This window comes from Duganella rhizosphaerae (genome assembly GCF_040364205.1).
Lineage (GTDB): Bacteria > Pseudomonadota > Gammaproteobacteria > Burkholderiales > Burkholderiaceae_D > Rugamonas > Rugamonas rhizosphaerae.
On the sequence record NZ_BPWK01000016.1, the window covers coordinates 142,364 to 161,818 of the forward strand.

The window sequence follows — 19,455 nt, forward strand, 5'->3', positions numbered from 1 at the left end:
CTTATGTCGCAATTTTCCTATGTAAATGGCGTGCTGCACGCCGAGGGCGCGTCGCTTGCCGCCATCGCCGAGCAGTTCGGCACCCCGACCTATGTGTACTCGAAGGCACAGCTGCTGGCCAATTTCGCCTCCTACGCCGACGCCTGCGCCGGCCGCGACGCGCTGGTCTGCTACGCCATGAAGGCCAACTCCAACCTGGCCATCCTCGACCTGCTGGCGCGCCAGGGCGCCGGTTTCGACATCGTCTCCGGCGGCGAACTGCTGCGCGTGCTGGCGGCGGGCGGCGATCCGCGCAAGGTGATCTTCTCCGGCGTCGGCAAGAGCGTCGACGAAATGCGCCTGGCGCTGTCGCACGACATCCTGTGCTTCAACGTCGAATCGATCCCCGAGCTGCACCGCCTGAACGAAGTGGCCGGGGCTATGGGCAAGACCGCGCGCGTATCGCTGCGCGTCAACCCGAACGTCGACGCCAAGACCCATCCCTACATCGCGACCGGCCTGAAGGCCAACAAATTCGGCGTGGCCTTCGACGACGCGCTGGCCACCTACCGCGCGGCCGCCCAGCTGCCGCACCTGGAAGTGGCCGGCATCGACTGCCACATCGGCTCGCAGCTGCTGGACGACGCGCCGCTGCTGGAGGCGCTGGACCGCCTGATCGAGCTGATCGACAAGCTCGGCGACGAGGGCATCGTGCTGCACCACCTGGACATCGGCGGCGGCATCGGCATCAACTACGGAGAAGCGGGCGAAGCGGCGCCGGTGCCGGTGGGCGACTACCTGGGCCGCCTGTTCGCCCGCGTCGACGCCTGGCGCGCGGAACGCCACGACGGCAAGCCGATCAAGGTGATCTTCGAGCCGGGCCGCTCGATCGTCGGCGACACCGGCGTGCTGCTGACCAAGGTGGAGTTCATCAAGCACGGCGAAGAGAAGAATTTCTGCGTGGTCGATGCGGCGATGAACGACATGGCGCGTCCGGCGCTGTACCAGGCGTGGATGGACATGCAGCCTGTGGTGCAGGGCAAGCCTGGCGCGTTGACGTATGACGTGGTCGGTCCGATCTGCGAATCGGGCGACTGGCTGGCGCGCGACCGCGAGCTGGCGGTGGAAGCCGGCGACCTGCTGGTGATGCACAGCGCCGGCGCGTACGGCATGACGATGGCGTCCAACTACAACACGCGCGGCCGCGCGGCGGAGATCATCGTCGACGGCGGCATTTGCCACGTGGTGCGCCAGCGCGAAAACCCGGCCGACCTGTACGCGCTGGAATCGCTGATCAAGTAAGCCATTCAGCCAGCAAGCAAAAGCCGCCCGCCTCACCGCCGGCGGCTTTTTTCATGCAGTCAGCGTCTCGGCAAAGATATCTTTGATACTCTTGGCGTCGAAAATTCGATCGAACCAAAGATCCAGATCATCCATTTCAGCGTACTCGATACGGTTATTCAATCTTGCCGGGATCTTTCCAAAGCGTTTCGTCAGCAATTTCCGCAACCGCTCGCGATGTTCATACAGAGCGGCTTCATAACGCCACGCATCCGCGAAATTTTTGATAACAGGAACACCCATCACATGGCCCTCCTCAGCCACATTAGCTATCTTGATCTTACGCTCACGCGTAAGCCGCTGCAATCGGCGCGCGCTCCAGCGGCTCAAACCAGGCCACACGAAACGCAGTGGCGGCAAAATTATTGATCAAGGCAATCGACGAAGTTTCAAGCCTCGCTTGATCGATCAACAGATAACGCTGCGACGCTTGCAATGACAGCAAGTCATCAGGTACTGCTTAAATCCAGCTGGCGCACCCAGTCGCCCGGAACGAAACCGAGCAACAGGTCGCGCACCATTTCTGGGTACGCGAACAGTTGCTTGTATGCGGTGTCGTCTTCGCTGGCCATTCAGCCAGTCTAGCGAGGCGGGGCGCGCCGCTGTTGGGCGCGGGGGGGGGGCGTTAGCGTGCGGTTGCCGCGCCAGCCAGCGCCTTGCTGCGCGCCCAGTAGATACGCATCAGCAGCAGCGATCCTAGGATCACGCCGAAGATGATCGGCTGCGTGAAATTGTGCTTGCCCGCCTTCATCCACCAGAAGTGCAGGATGGCCAGCGGCGCGATCACGTACACCAGACGGTGCAGCCATTGCCAGCGCTTGCCGCCCAATCGCTTGACCATGGCGTTGGTGCTGGTCACGGCCAGCGGTATCAACAGCACGAAGGCGATGAAGCCCACCGTGATGAACGGCCGCTTCAGCACATCCTTCCACATCTCCTGCACATCGAAGAAATGATCGAACCACAGGAAGGTCATGAAGTGCAGAAAGCCGTAGAAGAACATGTACAACCCCAGCATGCGGCGCAGCTTGATCAGCCAGTTCCATTTGCTCAGCTTGCGCAGCGGCGTCACCGCCAGCGTGAAGCACAGGAAGTACAAGGTCCAGTCGCCGGTGCCGCGGGTGATGAATTCCAGCGGCTCGACCAGCTGCCCGGTCAAGGTCAGGTAGACCATGCGCGCCAGCGGCACCAGTGCCAGCAAAAAGATCGCGGTCTTGATCAGGCTGGCCTGCCGCGCGGTAGGATTGAATGCCATACGATCAGAAGAACTTTTTCAGGTCCATGCCGGCATACAGCGGCGCGACGTCGGCATAACCGTTGAACATCAAGGTCTTGCGCTTGCGGGCCAGGAAGCCGTCCTCGCCGATGCGGCGCTCGGACGCCTGCGACCAGCGCGGATGGTCCACTTCCGGATTCACATTCGAATAGAAACCGTATTCGTTGGGCGCCGACAGGTTCCACGAGGTGCGCGGCTGCTCCTTGACGAAGCGGATCTTGACGATGGACTTGGCCGACTTGAAGCCGTACTTCCACGGCAGCACCATGCGCACCGGCGCGCCGTTCTGGTTGGCCAGCGTCTCGCCGTACATGCCCAAGGTCAGCAGCGCCAGCGGATGGTTGGCTTCGTCGATGCGCAAGCCTTCGGTGTACGGCCACTGCAGCACGCGGCTGCCCACGCCCGGCATCTGCTTCTTGTCGGCCAGCGTGACGAACTCCACGTACTTGGCGTTGCCGGTCGGCTCGACCTTCTTGATGATCTCGGAGAAGGAGTAACCGATCCACGGTATCACCATCGACCAGCCCTCGACGCAGCGCAGGCGGTAGACGCGCTCTTCCAGCGGCGCCAGCTTCAGCAGCGCGTCGATGTCCAGGGTCATCGGCTTTTTCACTTCGCCCTCGATGCTCACCGTCCACGGCCTGGTCTTCAGCGTGTTGGCGTACATCGCCGGCTCGCTCTTGTCGGTGCCGAATTCGTAGTAGTTGTTGTAGCTGGTGGCGTCCTTGTAGGGCGTCTGCTTGTCGAGCGCCGAATAGGAGGGATTGAGCTTGGCGGCCAGCTTGGGATTGATGCCCTGCGCGAAGGCTTCGCGGTTGGCCATCTCCAGCAGCGCGGCGCTGCCGATGGCGCCGGCGGCAATCTGCTTGATGAAGCTGCGGCGCGATTCGTAGACTTCGCGCGAGGTGATTTCTGATGAAAACGGCAACTCGATGCCGTTGGGACTACGCTTGATCAGCATGCTGACTCCAAAGAAAGTGCAAGGTTGAGACTTGGTCGTCCCAATAGCCTGAACCTTACACCAATCTTGGCCAGCAAAAGTTCACATTGCGTTTACAACTTGCCGTAGGAATGCAAACCGGACAGGAACATGTTCACGCCCAGGAAGGCGAAGGTGGTCACCAGCAGGCCCACCAGCGCCCACCAGGCCGCCGGACGGCCGCGCAGGCCCGTCATCAGGCGCATGTGCAGCCAGGCCGCGTAATTGAGCCAGACGATCAGCGCCCAGGTCTCCTTCGGATCCCACGACCAGTAGCCGCCCCACGCCTCCGCCGCCCACAGCGCGCCGAGGATGGTGGCGATGGTGAAGAAGGCGAAACCGGCCGAGATGGCCTTGTACATGACGTCGTCCAGCACCTCTTCCGACGGCAGGCGGTCGACCAGGCGGCCCGAGGTTTTCAGCAGATAGGCCGCCGCCACCATTGCAGCCAGGGCAAAGTTGCCATAACCGATAAAGTTGGCCGGTACGTGGATTTTCATCCACCAGCTTTGCAGCGCCGGCAACAGCGGCTGGATGTCGGCGGCGTCGCGCGAGGTGGTGTACCAGAACAGGAAACCGATCGCCGCGGTGATCACCATGGTGACGAAGGCGCCCAGCTGGCGGGTGGCGTAGCGCTGCTCGAAGTACAGGTAGAACATCGCGGTGATCAGCGAAAACAGGATAAACACTTCGTACAGATTCGACACCGGGATGTGGCCGACGTCGGCGCCGATCAGGTAGGACTCGTACCAGCGCACCATCATGCCGGTCAGGCCCAGCACCACGGCGGCCCAGCACAGCTTGGAGCCGATGCTGGAAGCCATCTCCGAGCGCGCGGCCAGGCCTATGACGTAGAACAAGGTCGACAGGCAGAACATCACGCTCATCCACAGGATCGCGGACTGGCTCGACAACATCATGCGCAGCCAGAACTTCTTGGTGCCGTTATCCAGCTCGCCGGCGTACATGGCGATCGCGCCCAGCGCCAGCAGGGCCACCAGCGGCATCAGCCAGCGCGCCGGCTTCCAGTGCCAGCCCAGCGCGGCAAACGCCGGCGCGGCGGCCAGCAGGATGCCCTTCTCGTAGACGTCCATGTAGTGGCCGTAGGTGGCCAGGCCGTACAGCGAGCCGGCCAGCAGCGCCAGCGCGAACACCCAGTCGAACGCGGTCAGGCGCTTGAAGTAGCCGGGCGCCTGGGTATAGGTTTGGGTCGATTGCGTCAGTTCCATCATTTATCTCCGTGGCCGCTACAGCTTACGCCGATTGCGGCAGCTTTTCTTTCAAAGTTTCAAACTCGCGTTCGAAGTCCAGCGTTTTGCGCTGGGTGCTCATGGCCATCAGCGCTTCGGCGCCATTGCCGTCGTCCTTGATCCAGACCCACAGGCGGCGTTCGCGGATGTAGAACATCGAGAATACACCCAGCACCAGGAACACACAGCCCAGGTAGACCACCTTCTTGCCCGGCGAACGGGTGACCTGGAACACCGAGGCCTGGACCTGGGTGAAGTCGTCCAGCTGCAGGTAGACCGGCGCGCCGTAGAAGAAGGCGTCCGACAGGGCGTTGGTGGCCAGTTGCAGGAAGCGGGCGTGGTTCTCGTCGGCGCTGACCGGCTCCAGGCCGTCCCTGGCGCGCGCGGCCTGCCACAGGTCCCACAGGCTGCCGTTGAGGATCTTCATGAACACGTCGGCGGCCTTTTCCTGCTCGGCGCCCGGGATCTTTTCCAGGAACTGCGAGATGGCGAGGAAGCCGGCCGCCTTGTCGTTACCGGCGAAGATGGTCAGGCTCTTCTCGGCCGAGGCCTGCAATTGCCCACGCAGCGCGTCGCCGTTGGCGGACTGCGGCGTGGCGCGTTCGGCGTAGCGCTTGGCGGCGGCGGCGCGCAGGCCGGCGTCGCTGAGGGCGGCGCGCAGGCGCATCCATTCGGTCACGCTGTGGGCGTCGTCGGCCGGAATGCGCAGGAAGCTGAACGGGTCCGAGGGATTGATGCGCATGCCGGCCAGGAACACCGTGGCGCCGTCCACCGTCACCGGCTGCATGTAGTTCTGGTATTCGCGCGCCTGGCCGGTCTTGTCGCGCAGCTTGTAGGTCACGCTGGGGCCGACGTTCTTCAGGTCCTTGTTGTTGGCGTTGCGGCCGGCCGAGCCGGTGTGCTTGTCGAGGCTGTTGGCGAACTGCTCTTCCAGGCTCTTGCCCTTGGTGACCGCGCGCGCGTCCTGCGCGGCGGCCAGGTTCTCGACGTTGAACGGACGGAAGCCCGACCACTCGACGCTGTAGGCGTCGCCCATAGGCGTGCTGCCGCCCACTTCGCCGGCGATGGCGAACTTGGCGGTGCTGCTGCCCACCATCGGGAAGCCGGTGAGTTTGAGCTTGCTGCCGCCGTCGTCAAAGCTGGACTGGTAGATCGCCAGGCCCTTGTACAGCAAGGGTTTGTTGACTTCGATGACGGCCTTGACCACTTCGCCGCTGGCGTGGTCGCGCACTTCCACTTCGCTGGCGAACAGCTTGGGCATGCCGGTGGTGTAGAAGTCGATGGTGAATTTTTTCAGCTTGATGGTGAACGGCAGGTCCTGGATCAGCACGCCGTCGGGACGGGTGATGATGGCGCTTTCGCTGGACTGGCCTTCCGGGATCATGGTGTTGCCGCGGAAGGTGGGATTGCCCAGGCCGAGACGGCTCTGCGCCGGCACCGCCGAGATCAGGCCGCTGCCGTTGAACGGCACCTTGCCGAGGAACCATTCCTGCAGGCGGATCGGCACGTCCGAATCGAGCAGGCCGCCGATGCAGATGATGACGATGGCCGAGTGCGCGAAGATGTAGCCGAACTTGTTGGCCGCGCCCTGCTTGGCCGCCACCAGCGTGCCGTGGCCCTTGTCGACCAGCTTGACCTTGTAGCCGGCGTCGGCCAGGCGGGCCGAGGTCTGCTGCGCCAGCGCGGCGCGTGCCAGCGGCGAACGCCATTGCATCTTGTGGTGGAAATTGCGCAGCGAATTCTCGCGCACGTTCTCGCGCCAGCTGCGCATGTCCTTGAGCATCTTGGGCGCGTTGCGGATGATGCACAGCGAGGTCGACGTCACCAGCGCGGTCATCAGCAACAGGAACCACCAGGCCGAATACACGCCGTACAGGCCCAGCTTGCCGAACACCTCGAACCAGAACGGTCCGAACTGGTTGATGTAGTTGTTGGTCGCCTCGCCCTGCTTCATCACGGTGCCGACGATGGCGGCGATCGCGATCATCGCCAGCAGCGCGATGGCGAAGCGCATGGAGGAAATCAGTTCGACCACTTCGCCGACGATGGGGCGGCGGGTCTTCAGTTCGATGCCGGTGGTGCTGGGGCTGCTGCTCATGCTGGAACTATCTCAAAAAAAGTATGCTGCCGGCAGCATATCAACAAAAAGGGCAGCCCGCTTACGCTGCCGCCCTCTATGCACTATCAGCCACGCCGCAACCCGGGGGCGCGGCCAGCTGCTTATTTCAAGCCGGCGACGTAATCGGCCACGGCTTTCATTTCTTCATCCGACATGCGCTTGGCGATGGTGGTCATCTGCGCGCTGTTCTTGCGGCCACCGGCCTTGAACAGGCCCAGCTGGGCTACCGTGTAGTCCTGGTGCTGGCCGCCGATGCGCGGATATTGCACCGGGATGCCGGCGCCGGCCGCGCCATGGCAGCTGGCGCAGGCTGGAACGTTCTTCTCGGCGATGCCGCCGCGATAGATCTTCTTGCCCAGTTCAACCGTGTCCTTGTTCTTTGCTGCGCCCGGCTTTTGCGCCTGGGCGGCCAGCCAGGCCGAGATGTTGTGCTTTTCCTCGTCCGTCAGCATCTTCGCGTAGGTGGTCATGACCGGTTGATTCCGGTCGTCGCCCGAAAAGTTCACCAGCTGCTTGTACAGATAGCCTTCGTGCTGGCCGGCCAGTTTCGGATTGACGCTGATGGTGGAGTTGCCGCCCGCGCCGTGGCAGGAGACGCATGCCGGCAGGCCGCGTGCGTTGTCGCCGCTGTCGAACAGGGTGCCGCCTTTGGCTGCGTCGACTTTGGGCGCTGCCGCTTCGGCGTGGGCCGGTTTTTTTTCTTCTGCGGCGGTTGCGGTGCCCGCAATTGCCAACAGGGCCACCAACAAGGAAGTTACAAACGGTGAAAACGCACGATTCATTCAAGCACCCTCAAAAAAGTTTGTCGAAAGTATGCCGCAGGCTTGGCACGAGATGCTATGGCAACACTTCGTAACCACTCATTGTACAATAGCTTTCCAGCATATTTGCTCCCTTTTGTTGCATTTTTCCCCATCCCATGTCCAAACTCTGGCAAGCCCGCTTCTTTACGACCGTTAACCAATTGCGCGATCTGCCCGACACTACCGTGCCGGAAATCGCCTTTGCAGGTCGCTCCAACGCCGGCAAATCGACCGCCATCAACATCCTGTGCAACCAGAAAGGCCTGGCGTTCGCGTCCAAGACCCCTGGCCGTACCCAGCACATCAACTACTTCTCGATCGGCGGCGCGCACGTCGCGCAGCACCGCAAGGACCCGACCATCGTCGAGGAGATCGAGTGCCTGCTGGTCGACTTGCCGGGCTACGGCTACGCGGAAGTGTCCGGTTCAGCCAAGCTGCACTGGCAGCGCCTGCTGGGCGACTACGTCCAGCGCCGCGAACAGCTGGCCGCGCTGATCCTGATCATGGACTCGCGCCGCCCGTTCACCGACCTCGACATCCAGATGCTGGAATGGTTTGCCCCGACCGGCAAGCCGATTCATTGCATCCTGACCAAGGTTGACAAATTGAACCGCAACGAATCCGTCAATGTGCTGCGCCAGGCGAAAGCCAAGCTGGCCAGCTATGTCGATGAAGACGGCGAAGGTTTCCCGTTCACCGTACAACTGTTCTCCGCGCTCAAGCGCATCGGCATCGACGAAGCCAACGACAAGATCCTGGAACTGGCCGGCGTCACCGACGACGAAGCCGCCGCCCAGGTGCCCTTGATCGAAATGGAAGACGACGTCGAGCCGGACGAGCAATAACCCTTCAGCCTTCAGGAAAGTTTTTAGCGATGCACAATCCACACGTTTCCGCCCAATTCCCCGCCATCCGCATGCGCCGCATGCGCCGCGACCCGTTCTCGCGCGCGTTGATGCGTGAAAACAACGTCACGGCCTCGGACTTGATCTATCCGGTGTTCATCCTGGAAGGCACGCAGCAGCGCGAGCCGGTGTTGTCGATGCCGGGCGTGGAGCGGGTGTCGGTGGATGTGCTGCTGAAAGTGGCGCAGGAATGCGTGGAACTGGGCATCCCGGTGCTGGCGCTGTTCCCGGTGATCGACGCCGCCAAGAAGACGCCGGACGGCATCGAAGCCACCAATCCGGACGGACTGGTGCCGCGCGCCGTGCGGGCATTGAAGCAGGCGTTCCCGCAGCTGGGCATTTTGACCGACGTCGCGCTGGACCCGTACACCAGCCACGGCCAGGACGGCCTGATCGACGACAACGGCTATGTGATCAACGACGTCACCACCGACATGCTGGTACGCCAGGCACTGTGCCAGGCCGATGCCGGCGTCGACGTGGTGGCGCCGTCGGACATGATGGACGGCCGCATCGGCGCGGTGCGCGAGGCGTTGGAGGCGCACGGGCACATCCACACCCGCATCATGGCGTATTCGGCCAAGTATGCGTCGGCCTTCTACGGCCCGTTCCGCGACGCGGTCGGCTCGGCCAAGAACCTGGGCAAGAGCGACAAGAACACCTACCAGATGGACCCGGCCAACAGTGACGAAGCCCTGCGCGAAGTGGGCCTGGACTTGGCCGAAGGCGCGGACATGGTGATGGTCAAGCCTGGCATGCCTTACCTGGACATCGTGCGCCGCGTGAAGGATGAGTTCAAGGTGCCGACCTTTGCCTACCAGGTCAGCGGCGAGTACGCGATGATCAAAGCCGCCGCGCAAAATGGCTGGCTGGACCATGACAAGGTGATGATGGAGTCGATGCTGGCGTTCAAGCGCGCCGGCGCCGACGCAGTGCTGACCTACTTCGCGCTGGACGTCGCCCGCCTGCTCAAGGCGCAAAAATAAACAACGGGGGTCAGATCTGACATTCGGACACGAGCTCTGCCGTAACGCTATCTACGGCAGAGCTCGTGTCCGAATGTCAGATCTGACCCCCGTTTTTTTTAGCCGTCGCTGCGCAGGGCGGCGATCGGGTCGAGCGCGGCCGCCTGGCGGGCCGGGAACACGCCGAACGCCAAGCCCACGCCCACGCACAGCAGCACCGCCACAATCAAACTCAGCGGCGACCACGCGACCGACCAACCCGCCAGCGCGGCAATGCTGTAGGCGGCGATCGCACCCAGCACCACACCCAGCAAGGCACCGCTGACGGCGATCACCAGCGCCTCCGCCAAAAACTGTTCGACCACATCCCGCCGGCGCGCGCCCAGCGCCCGCTTCAGCCCCACTTCGCGGCGCCGCTCCAGCACATTGGCCAGCATGATGTTCATGATGCCGATGCCGCCCACCAACAACGACACCGCCGCGATCGAACTCATGACGATGGTGAAGATGCGCTGCGTCTGCTGATTCTGGCGATACAGGCCCATCGGCACGATCAGGTTGGTGTCGTCGGCGCCGCCGTGGCGTTGCGCGATCAGCGCCTGCAGCACGCGGGCCGCGCTGTCCGGCGCCACGCCGGCGCCCAGGCGCACGCTGATGCCGTCCACCTCGTCCTCGATGCGCTTGAAGGCAAAGCGCGCGCGCCCCGTCTCCCAGGGCACGAACAAACGCTCGTCATCCAGTCCCAGCTTGACGCCTTCGAAATCGGACTTGCTCTGCGCGCGGTCGGCCAGCACACCGACCACTTCCAGCCACACATGGTTGAGCTTGACCCGCTGGCCGACGGCCGGGCCGTCGCCGAACAAGGTGTGCGCCAGCCGCGCGCCGACCACGCACACCGGCGCCAGCGTGGCGCCGTCCTGCACCGCCAGCCAGCGGCCACTGGCCACCTGCATGCCGCCATGCGCCGCATACGACGGCGACACCGCATACGCGCGCCCCGTCACCACCTTGTCGCCCAGCACCAGCTGCTCGACCTTGATTTCCTTTTTCAACGCCACCGACTGCGCGCCCGGCACCACCGACAAGACCGCGTCGGCGTCGGCCGCGGACAGGCCCAGCGAACGCGTGCGGATTTCCTTCAGATGCTCGGGGTCGATGGCCTTGCTTTCAATGAGCACGTTGTCCAGGCCCAGCTCGGCCACCAGCCGCAGCGCCTCGCGCTTGCTGCCCTCGCCCACCGCCAGCATGGCGACGATGGCGGCGACGCCGAAGATCATGCCCAGCAAGGTCAATCCGGTGCGCAGCTTGCGCCGCTGGAGTTCGGTCAAGGCCTCCCGTATCAATGCCAGATTCATGACTTCTCCGCCGTCGACGGTGGCAGCAGCACGATGCGCGCTCCGGCCGTCAATCCGCTTTTGAGTTCGCTACGCACCGGGCCGCGCTGGCCCAGCTCGATCTTGTGCCGCACCGGCTTGCCCTGCTCGTCCGTGTAGACGGCGTAGCCTGAGCCTTCCTGCACCAGCGCCAGATTGGGCACGGTCAGCGCGGCCGGCCGGGTCACCAGTTGCACCGTGCCACGCAAGGCCTGGCCCGGCTTCAGGCCCAGCTTGAGCGCGGCATCGTTGGGAATGGCGGCGTCGAAATCGCTGTACTTGACCGGCGATTCGGTGGACGTGGTGCTGGCGCTGCTGCCGACGCGGGTCACGGTCAAGGTCAGCGCGGTGCCGGTGCCGGCCAGGCGCACCTGCACCGGCAAGCCGGCTTTCAGGCCGTAAGCCTGGCCCTCGGCCACGCTGAAGTGCGCCACCAGTTGCTGCAGGTCGGGCAAGGTGCCGAATTCCTGCCCGGCCGACTGGTTGGAACCGATCTCCGGCTTGGCGCCGTCCCAGCGCGGCACCAGCAGGAACACACCGTCGTGCGGCGCCACCAGTTCCAGCGCGGCCAGGCTGTCGCTGTTGCGCTTGGCGGTCTGCGCCACGCTGTCGCGCTGCGAGTGCAGCACCGCGCTTTGCGCCGCCGTGCGCGCCTGCGCCTGGCCGCCCTTCCAGTCCAGGTAGCTGCGCTTGGTGCTGAGGAAGCCGACGTCGGCCAGCGCGTCGAGGATGGTGTTGCGGGCGAAGATGGTCAGGTCGACCTTGGCGTAGCGCTGGCTCAGGCCGAGGTCGTCCTCGACCTTGGCCCGCTCGCCGGCCAGCGTGCTGCGCTCGACGGCGGCATTGCCGGTGTTGGCGGCTTCGGCGATGGTCTTGCGCAGCAGTTCCAGTTCGGCCTGCGACAATTCCATGCGGGCCTGCGGCGCGTCGAAGCGCGCCACCACGTCGCCCTTGCGGACGGCGCTGCCGTCGGCCACCATGGACACCAGCACGCGATTGCTCCAACCGCTGCCGGGCACAGGCAGCGTGGTGCTGGCGGCGGCCTTGATTTCGCCATCGACCGCCAGCGTTTCGGCCCAGGGCCGCGCGGCCAGCGTTTCGATGGCGCCGGGCGCGGTCGAGGCGTCGCCGCCGCAGCCGGCCAGCGCCAGCAACATCAATGACAGCAGTGTCTTGTTCATGGCTTGCGCTCCCTGCCGCGCGCGTCGGCGACCAGCACCGCCTGCACCGCGGCGCCCGGCTTGAGGCCCGCCGGTGCATCGTCAAACTGCAGTTCGAGATTGCGCACGATGGTCGATTGCGCGCTGGACTTGCCGTGGAAGGCCCGTCCCAGCGCGACCACGTGCGCATTGAGCGCCTGGTTCGCGCCCGGCACGGTCACGCGCGCCGCCTGCCCGATGTGCACGCTGGACGCCTGCGCCTCCGGCACGGTGGCGTTGATGTAGAGCTGGTCGGGATCGGCCAGCGTGGCGACCGACAGGCCCATCCACACCTGGCTGCCGACCACGAATTTTTCACCCGAGAAGCTGGTGCGGTACATCAGCAATCCCTTGCGCGGCGCCAGCACGGTCATCGCCGCCTGGCCCTTGGTCAGCGCGTTCAGTTGCAGCTGGGTGTCGGCCACTTCCGCCTGCAGGCCGGTGAGCTCGGCATGGCGGGCGCGGATCTGCACGGCGCGCTGGGTCACGGCCAGCTTGGCCAGCGCGTTTTTTTCGGTGCGCTCGATGACCAGCTTGTCGTAATCGACGCGGCGTATCAGCTCCTTCGGCTGGGTCGCCTTGCGCTCGGCCTTCTCCGCGTTGCTCTGTGCTTCGGCCACGGCCAGCTCGCCGGCGCGGTCGGCCTCGGCCTGGTCGAGCAACAGCTTTTCCAGCGCGCGCTGTTTTTCCTTCAGTTGGCCTTGCTGCTGCATCAGCTGGTTGGTGACCTCGCCCGCTTCGAATTGCGCGATCGGCTGGCCGGCGTTGACCAGCGTGCCCTCCGGCGCGATGCTGGCCAGCTTGTATTGCCACACATACGGAATGGACGGCGGCGATACCGGCAGCGCCTGGCGCGAGGCGATCTCGCCCTCGATGGCCGGCGGCTCGGCGGCGATGGCCGGCCGGCGCGCGGCGGCGGCGGCGGCGTGCGGTTCGGCAAACACGCTCATGCCCGCCACCAGCGGCAAGCCATGCCCTTCCGGCAGGCTGATCTTGACGCGGAAGTAGCGTCCGCTGCCCCAACTGGCGCGCGCTTCCGGCGCGCTGGTGATGGCGGCGATCTTGCCGGTCAGCGCGGCGCCGGGCAAGGCGTCGAAGCGCAGGCCAAGCTCCTGGCCTTCGGACAGGTAGGGCCGGTCCGCCTCCAGCACCCAGGCCGTGACGGCCATCTGGCCGTCGCCCTGCACCACGCCGGCGGCGTTGCCGGGCCAGGCCGAAGAGCCTTCCTCGAAGCGCTCGCCCTTCCACGGGCTGTAGCCGTGCACCACCACGCCGTCGCGCGCGGCGCGCACTTCGGACTGCTTCAGCTGGACGGTCTGGAAGGCCAGGTTGATCTGCAATTTCTTCACTTCCAGCTCGCCGTCCTCGCGGCGGCGGAGCACCGACTGGCGGTAGTTGTCGCGCGCTTCGAGCTTGATCGCCAGGTCGCGGGTGGCGCGGTCCAGCTCGGCCTGGAAGCGGTCGTAGTTCAGCGCCGTGATCTGCAGCTTGGGCAGCGCGGCGTCGACCTTGGCCTTGGCCAGCGCGGCCTCGGCGCTGATCAAGGCCTTCTCGGTGTCGATCGCACCCGCCTCCAGATTTGCGGTGTCGCGTTCGACGCGGGCGATGGTGCGTTCCAGTTCGGTCTTCAGGCGGTCGATATTCGCGGCGCCGCCGGTTTCGATGCGCAGCACCAGGTCGCCGGCCTTGACCGGCGTGCCCTCGGCCACGAAGTTGCGCAGCACCAGCGGCGACGAATTCGACGGCGGCACCACGATGGTCTGCGTGTCCAGCGCCTCGACTTCGCCGGTCAGCAACACCGGGCGCCTGGCCGGCGCCGGGTCGCCGGCGGCCGCATGTGGCGCGGATGAGGCTGCGGATGGCGCGGAGTGCGACGCGCTGGCGGACGAGACGGCGGCGGCAATGCCGGCGGCCAGCAGCGGCAAGGCGCACAGCACGGCGATGGTGGAGCGTTTCAGGCGCGGTCTCATGCGGCACCGGCGTCGATGCGGCCGTCGCGCAGGTGGATGGTGCGCTGGGCGCCGGCGGCGATGTCCGGGTCGTGCGTCACCAGCACCAGCGTCTGGCCGCCCATGTGCAGCTCCTTCAGCAGCGCCATCACGTCGGCGGCGCTTTTGGAATCGAGATTGCCGGTGGGCTCGTCGGCCAGCAGCAGCGCCGGACGGTTCAGCAGCGCGCGGGCGATGGCGGCGCGCTGCAACTGGCCGCCGGACAGCTGGCCCGGCAGGTGGCCGGTGCGCTCGCCCAGGCCGATGCGCTCCAGCAGCGCAACCGCGCGGCCGGCCGCTTCGGGATCGGCGTCGCGGGCGTAGCGCTGCGGCAGCAACACGTTTTCCAGCACGGTCAGGCGCGGCAGCAGGTGGAAGGATTGGAACACGAAGCCGATGCGGCGGTTGCGCACTTCGGAGGCGGCGTCGTCGTCGAGGGCGCTGATCTCGTCCTCGGCCAGGCGGTAGCGGCCGCTGTCGGGCCGGTCCAGCGCGCCCAGCACGTTGAGCAGGGTCGATTTGCCGGAGCCGGACGGCCCCATGATGGCGACAAACTCGCCGGGCGCGATATGCAGGTCGATGCCGTCGAGTGCACGGATGTCGTTGCCGCCCTGGCGGTAGGTCTTGCGGATCTCGCGAAGTTCTATCATCGGGGAAGTATCTCCGCCGATGATAGATTTGTCAATTCACTAACTTGTCATTTAGTGTAACGATTTTTCGCAAATCCGGTTTATTCGACGCTGACTTCCTTGCGGTTGTCGCGCGAGACGCGGTCGATCAGCTTGTTGTAGGGATCGACGCCGACGTCGAACGGCTGCTCCCTGACCGTGACGGTCACCACCGGGTCGCTGCCCTGCAACACGCGCTTGTCCGTGAACAGCACGCGCTCGTCGCGCTCCTTGGCCCCCTTGGCGCGGGCGAACACGGCGATCTCCACCGGCTCGTCGTACGCGCGCGGCGTCTCCTTGCCCTTGCCGTCCGCCTCCATCTTGGCCAGGTGCAGCGTCATCGTCACGTCCCACTGGCCGTCGGCGCGCTTGTGCGCCTTGGCCTCAGTCACGCGGTTGTCGTAGAAGACGATCTTCTCGAACAGGTCGGTGATCAACGCCTGCTTGTCCTGCGGCGCCTCGGCGCGGATATAGGCCAGCAGCTCGCGGCTGGTGGCGTACGGCGCCTGCTGGTAAGCCTTGTCGGTCAGGAAGCGCTTGAGCGCGCGGTTGAGCGCGGCCTCGCCGATCTCGTCGCGCAGGCGGTAGAACACCAGGCTGCCCTTGCGGTAGTGGATGTACTGCTGGTTTTCCACGCGCATCAGCGGCTGCTCTTCCACCAGCTCGCCGCCGCGTTCGCGCAGGTACTGGTCCAGCTCGAAGCGCAGGAAGCGGCGCAGCTTGTCGCGGCCGTATTCCTTCTCCATCACCATCAGCGCCGAGTACTGCGCCAGCGATTCGATCAGCATGGTCGAGCCCTGCATATTGGCGCTGACCACCTGGTGGCCCCACCACTGGTGAGCCATCTCGTGCGCGGTGACGTAGTAGACGTAGTCGATGTCATCCTTGTCGCGCAGGTCGGCGATGAAGCCGATCGCCTCCGAATACGGAATGGTGTTGGCGAACGATTGCGCGAAGCGCTGGTAGTTCGGGAACTCCAGCACCCGCACCTGCTTGTGCTGGTACGGGGTGTAGTTGGCCTCGAAATAGTCGAGCGACTTCTGCGCCGAGCTGATCATGCGGTCGACGTTGTAGGCGTGCTTGCTGTCGTAATAGATCTCGATCGGCAAGCCGTGCCACTCGCCCTTGCGCACGTCCCAGCGGGCCGACAGGTAGGCGAAGAACGGCACCATCGGCCGGTCCATCTTGTAGTGAAAATAGCGGCGGCCATTCTGCTCCCAGCGCTTCTGCAGGTAGCCGGGGGCGATCGCGATCTGGTCGGCGCTGGTCGAGACCGTGGTCTCGAAGTTGATCCAGTCCGCCTCGTCGCTGAAGATGGTGTTGGCGCGCGCCGACTCGTCCTCCAGCTTGGCCATGCGCACCGGCTCGCCCAGGCCGCGCTTGCGGCGTTCGTTGCGGTCGGTCAGCTCGATCTGCTGGTTGTAGCCGAAGTGCGGGAAGAACGCGGCGTTGTTGAAGAAGGTGCCGTTCAGGTTGACGCTGTCGGCGGCGCCGCTGTTGGTGAAGCCCTGGTTGTGCACGTCGACGTTGAACGACAGGTCCAGCCGCGCGCCCGCCGCCAGCGGCTGCGCCAGCTTGATGATGCTGAAGCCGGCGATCTTATCGTCCAGCACCACCTGGTGCGGCGGCAGGTTGTCGAAGCGCGTGTCGATCAGGGGATTGCTCTGGATGCGCAGCACGTCCAGCGGCGCGCCGGTCTTGTTTTCCATCAGGTAGCGGCCGCGGATCGCCACCCGGCGCTCGGTCGGATAGATGTCGACATCGGCGCGCACGTCGGTGATGCGCGGCTGCGGCAAGCCCTTGTACTGGCGGTACAGCTTTTCATAGCGGGCCAGATTGTCCATCGCCACATCGGACGCTTCGTACTTGTTGAGCACGTTGGTGTTGTAGAAGATCCAGCCGCCGCTGCCGGCAAAGCCGGCCAGCAACAGCGCCAGCGCGAAGCCGGAGCGGCCCTTCAGGCGGCCGGCCGCCACGCGCACGCGCTCGCGCCACGGACGCGCCAGGCCGCGCACCCAGAACGCCTGCGCCAGCACCAGCAGCGCCAGGGTGAACAGGCCCCAGTAGACGCCGAACCACGACCAGCCCTTGAGGAAGTGGCCGTAGCCGTTCATGTCCGAATAGCTCAGGCCAGGCAGGGAGGCGAAGTTGTACAGGTTGTGGTCGAAGTGCATGATGTTCAGCACGATCTGCGACACCATCAGCACGATCACCAGCAGGTAGCCGAGGAACTTGTTGTTGGTCAGCACCTGCAGCGCCAGCGCCATCATGCCCATCAGCACGAAGAACGCCGATTCCAGCAAGATGCCTTTCAGATACAGGCCCGCCTCGATCGGCGTGCCGCCCTTGACCAGCTGGAAGCACGCGGCCGCCAGCACGCCGGCCAGCAGGAAGCCGAAGATCACGCCGACCAACGCGATGGACTTGGCCAGCAACGGCGCCCAGTCCGGCACCGGCATGGCGTCGCTGACGTCGGCGATCTTGACCTGGCGTTCCTTGAAGATCAGCTCACCGGCATAGAAGGTCAGCACGATGATCAGCATGAAGTTGAAGCTGCTGGACAGGGTGCGCAGCATCAGGCCGGTGACCGGATAGACGGTGGTGCCGAAGTTGGCGCCGGCCTGGGTGGCGCCGCCGACGAAGTTCAGCACGCCGAACAGCAGCATCACCAGGAAGGGCACGCTCTTGAACACGCCCATGGCGTCGAAGCGCAGGATGTGCCAGCACTGGATCCAGCCGGTCGATGCGCCAAAGCGCGCCACCGTGCGCGGCAGCGCCAGGTGGGACGGCGCAGGCGCCGCGCCGGCGGCGTCCGGCTTGGCCTTGCCGAACCAGCGGCGGCCGGTGCCGGCGCGCTGCGGCTTGAACAACGCCAGCGTGGCGCCGAAGAAGATCAACGCCACCACCAGCCACAGCGCGCGGTTGGCCAGCAGGAAGCCGCTGAACGGCGGCAGGCCGGCGTTCGATTCGGCGGTGGAGAAGTAGCGCACGGCGCGGCTAAAGGCGCGCACGCCGAACGGATCGAGCAGCACGGCGGTCCATTCGTTGTTGATGTCGCGGGTGAACACGCCGGCCACGATCCACAGCACGAAGAAGCCCAGCACGCCGACATAGACCAGCATCATCGAACGCGTGGTGGAGGCCAGCAGCATCAGCAAGGCGCCGATGAACACCAGGTTGGGGATGACGAAGAAGCCGAAGGCCCACAGGTAGGCAAACAGCGGCTGCGGGCCGACGCGGGCGGTGTCGACCCAGGGCATCAACGGCCCCAGCAGCAGGCCGACGGCGATCAGCACGAAGATCGCCAGGCAAGCGACCAGCCCGGCGATGAAGCGCCCGGCCAGGTATTGGTACTTGCGCATCGGCGTGGCGAACAGCATGTCGGAGATGCCGACCTCGCTGTCGCGCAGCACGGTGCCGGCGATGAAGATGGTGACGATGAAGGTCGACACCACGGTGAACGAGCCCATCAGCTGAGCCACCACCACCGGCGCGTTGCGGTGCACATTGCCGATCGCGCCGCCGACCTGGATGGCGTCGCTGGTGGCGGCGCCGAAGGCCATCAGGCCCAGGATCATGCCGGTGACCCACAGCAGCGGCTGGCGCAGCTGGTAGCGCAAGTCGAATTTAAAGAATTCCATTAACATGGCGCGCCCCTCAGACCGCGGCGGCGGCAGCACGGCCCGCGTTGCGCACATGCAGGAAGTAGACGTCTTCCAGGTCCGCCTCCACCGCAACGAAACCATCGTCCGGCTGGCTGTCGGCAAACACGTTGATCTGCGGCTTGCCGCCGACCAGGCGGGTGTGCAGCACGTTCATGCGCTGCTGGTATTCTGGCAAGGCCTCGGCGCTGACGCTGCGGCGCCAGACCTTGTTCTTCAGCGTGTCGATGGCGGCCTGCGGCTCGCCCTGCAGCAGCACCTCGCCCTTGACGATCATCGCCATGCGCGGGCACAGGTCGGTGACGTCGTCGACGATGTGGGTCGACAGGATCACCACCACCTGCTCGCCGATCTTGGCCAGCAGATTGAGGAAGCGGTTGCGTTCGTCGGGGTCGAGGCCGGCGGTGGGTTCGTCGACGATCACCAGCCGTGGCGATCCCAGCAGCGCCTGGGCGATGCCGAAGCGCTGGCGCATGCCGCCCGAATACGTGCCCAGGCCGCGCTTGCGCGCTTCCCACAGATTGGTCTGCTGCAGCAGCGCTTCGACCGCTTCCTTGCGCTCGCCGCGCGCGGTCAGGCCTTTGAGCACAGCAAAGTGGTTCAACAGCACCTCGGCCGTGACCTTGGGGTAGACGCCGAAGTCCTGCGGCAGGTAGCCGAGCTGGCGGCGCAGCGCCTCGGGCTGGGCCAGCACGTCGAGGCCGTCGAAATGGATGCTGCCGCTATCGGGGTCTTGCAGCGTGGCGATGGTGCGCATCAGCGACGATTTGCCGGCGCCGTTGGGGCCCAGCAAGCCGAACATGCCGTTGGGGATGTCGAGGGTGACGTCGTTGATGGCCTTGACGCCGTTGGCGTAGGTCTTGCTCAGCTGTTTGATCGATAGCATGGAACACAATCTCCTGATAGGGAAACGGACGCAGTCCGCGGCAACGTTACCTTAAGATAAAG

16 protein-coding genes are annotated in these 19,455 nt (G+C 65.0%); 3 read left to right on the plus strand and 13 right to left on the minus strand.

What is annotated here, in order from left to right; all coding sequences use genetic code 11:
* The first annotated feature begins 3 nt into the window (after nt 1–3).
* Nucleotides 4–1,281, plus strand: coding sequence for a diaminopimelate decarboxylase (gene lysA, locus RUGAMON1_RS27080; protein ID WP_445233441.1), 1,278 nt, complete (start codon nt 4–6; stop codon nt 1,279–1,281).
* 51 nt (nt 1,282–1,332) lie between these two features.
* Here lysA and RUGAMON1_RS27085 read toward each other — a convergent pair whose 3' ends face one another.
* The 7 genes from RUGAMON1_RS27085 to RUGAMON1_RS27115 all read right to left on the minus strand — a co-directional run bounded on the left by RUGAMON1_RS27085 (nt 1,333) and on the right by RUGAMON1_RS27115 (nt 7,726).
* Entirely contained in the window at nt 1,333–1,680 is a 348-nt protein-coding gene (locus tag RUGAMON1_RS27085; protein WP_445233442.1) for a hypothetical protein, read from the minus strand.
* A gap of 89 nt (nt 1,681–1,769) precedes the next feature.
* A complete protein-coding gene (locus RUGAMON1_RS27090) occupies nt 1,770–1,892 on the minus strand; it encodes a hypothetical protein (RefSeq protein ID WP_445233443.1) in 123 nt (40 codons plus the stop codon).
* Nucleotides 1,893–1,945: 53 nt separating this feature from the next.
* The gene (gene msrQ / locus RUGAMON1_RS27095; protein ID WP_445233444.1) at nt 1,946–2,575 is read right to left on the minus strand and encodes a protein-methionine-sulfoxide reductase heme-binding subunit MsrQ; all 630 of its coding nucleotides are present in this window, start codon (nt 2,573–2,575) and stop codon (nt 1,946–1,948) included.
* 4 nt (nt 2,576–2,579) lie between these two features.
* Entirely contained in the window at nt 2,580–3,557 is a 978-nt protein-coding gene (msrP, locus tag RUGAMON1_RS27100; protein ID WP_445233445.1) for a protein-methionine-sulfoxide reductase catalytic subunit MsrP, read from the minus strand.
* A gap of 92 nt (nt 3,558–3,649) precedes the next feature.
* Nucleotides 3,650–4,804, minus strand: a complete 1,155-nt coding sequence (gene ccsB / locus RUGAMON1_RS27105; protein WP_445233475.1) for a c-type cytochrome biogenesis protein CcsB — start codon at nt 4,802–4,804, stop codon at nt 3,650–3,652.
* Nucleotides 4,805–4,829: 25 nt separating this feature from the next.
* A complete protein-coding gene (locus tag RUGAMON1_RS27110) occupies nt 4,830–6,923 on the minus strand; it encodes a cytochrome c biogenesis protein ResB (protein WP_445233446.1) in 2,094 nt (697 codons plus the stop codon).
* 122 nt (nt 6,924–7,045) lie between these two features.
* Nucleotides 7,046–7,726 carry a c-type cytochrome gene (locus RUGAMON1_RS27115; protein ID WP_445233447.1) on the minus strand — a complete coding sequence of 227 codons (681 nt, stop codon included), beginning with the start codon at nt 7,724–7,726 and terminating at the stop codon, nt 7,046–7,048.
* A 137-nt stretch (nt 7,727–7,863) separates the two neighbouring features.
* Between RUGAMON1_RS27115 and yihA the strand changes: the two genes are divergently transcribed.
* On the plus strand, nt 7,864–8,592 hold the full coding sequence (gene yihA, locus RUGAMON1_RS27120; protein ID WP_445233448.1) for a ribosome biogenesis GTP-binding protein YihA/YsxC: 729 nt from the start codon (nt 7,864–7,866) through the stop codon (nt 8,590–8,592).
* A 29-nt stretch (nt 8,593–8,621) separates the two neighbouring features.
* Nucleotides 8,622–9,638, plus strand: a complete 1,017-nt coding sequence (gene hemB, locus RUGAMON1_RS27125; protein WP_445233449.1) for a porphobilinogen synthase — start codon at nt 8,622–8,624, stop codon at nt 9,636–9,638.
* A 98-nt stretch (nt 9,639–9,736) separates the two neighbouring features.
* Here hemB and RUGAMON1_RS27130 read toward each other — a convergent pair whose 3' ends face one another.
* The 6 genes from RUGAMON1_RS27130 to RUGAMON1_RS27155 all read right to left on the minus strand — a co-directional run bounded on the left by RUGAMON1_RS27130 (nt 9,737) and on the right by RUGAMON1_RS27155 (nt 19,393).
* Nucleotides 9,737–10,972: an ABC transporter permease gene (locus tag RUGAMON1_RS27130; protein WP_445233450.1), complete on the minus strand. Its 1,236-nt coding sequence runs from the start codon at nt 10,970–10,972 to the stop codon at nt 9,737–9,739.
* The gene (locus RUGAMON1_RS27135) at nt 10,969–12,171 is read right to left on the minus strand and encodes an efflux RND transporter periplasmic adaptor subunit (RefSeq protein ID WP_445233451.1); all 1,203 of its coding nucleotides are present in this window, start codon (nt 12,169–12,171) and stop codon (nt 10,969–10,971) included. The genes RUGAMON1_RS27130 and RUGAMON1_RS27135 overlap by 4 nt, the downstream gene beginning before the upstream one ends.
* A complete protein-coding gene (locus RUGAMON1_RS27140) occupies nt 12,168–14,159 on the minus strand; it encodes an HlyD family secretion protein (protein WP_445233452.1) in 1,992 nt (663 codons plus the stop codon). Before RUGAMON1_RS27140 ends, RUGAMON1_RS27135 begins: the two co-directional genes overlap by 4 nt.
* Nucleotides 14,156–14,827 carry an ABC transporter ATP-binding protein gene (locus RUGAMON1_RS27145; RefSeq protein ID WP_445233453.1) on the minus strand — a complete coding sequence of 224 codons (672 nt, stop codon included), beginning with the start codon at nt 14,825–14,827 and terminating at the stop codon, nt 14,156–14,158. Before RUGAMON1_RS27145 ends, RUGAMON1_RS27140 begins: the two co-directional genes overlap by 4 nt.
* 80 nt (nt 14,828–14,907) lie before the next feature.
* Nucleotides 14,908–18,492, minus strand: coding sequence for a M1 family aminopeptidase (locus RUGAMON1_RS27150; RefSeq protein WP_445233454.1), 3,585 nt, complete (start codon nt 18,490–18,492; stop codon nt 14,908–14,910).
* 10 nt (nt 18,493–18,502) lie between these two features.
* Nucleotides 18,503–19,393: an ABC transporter ATP-binding protein gene (locus RUGAMON1_RS27155; RefSeq protein WP_445233455.1), complete on the minus strand. Its 891-nt coding sequence runs from the start codon at nt 19,391–19,393 to the stop codon at nt 18,503–18,505.
* Nucleotides 19,394–19,455 lie beyond the last annotated feature (62 nt).